Below are 492 nucleotides of genomic sequence, written 5' to 3'. Positions count from 1 at the left end.
CGAATCCGGATCTCGCTGACGTGATCCGCGAGCTCCTCGACAAGCACAAGGACGATGACGACATCGTCTGGTTCCTGCTGCGGATGCTCCACCAGGGCGGGATCGCGGCGCTCGCCGACAAGGCCAAGCACTTCGCCCTCACCTCTCGATCGAAATACACGCGCATCGCCGCCATCCGTGCCGTGATCGAGGTGGGGTCTCCGCAGGACATCGCCGAGGTCCGCAAGGCGTTTGTCGCGGAAGCTCCTACGCTCCGGCGGAGCTGGCTGGGCGAGCTTCTCGACGGGCTCGGCCAGACGCCAGCCGACGTGGTGTGGCTCCTCTCCGCCCTAGCGCTCGCGGCGCCCAAGAAGCGATTCGAGACCGATCCGCTCTCCGACGCGCTCGCCAGCTACGTGGCGGCGCTTCCGCCGGCCCTGCTTGCAGCACTCCTCGATGGGGTCGGCAAGCTACTGAATCGAAAGCCGGTCATCGAGCAGCGCCACTGCGAGA

1 pseudogene is annotated in these 492 nt (G+C 66.7%); it reads left to right on the top strand.

Annotated features, from left to right (window positions below):
• Positions 1-20: 20 nt before the first annotated feature.
• Positions 21-492, top strand: a pseudogene (locus EOA27_RS39725) (hypothetical protein); the annotation flags it as partial.

The sequence above is a fragment of the Mesorhizobium sp. M2A.F.Ca.ET.037.01.1.1 genome, assembly GCF_003998075.1.
In the GTDB taxonomy this organism is placed as follows: Bacteria; Pseudomonadota; Alphaproteobacteria; order Rhizobiales; family Rhizobiaceae; genus Mesorhizobium.
The sequence above is the reverse complement of the archived record's forward strand: the minus strand, read 5'-3'. Positions and strand labels throughout refer to the sequence as shown.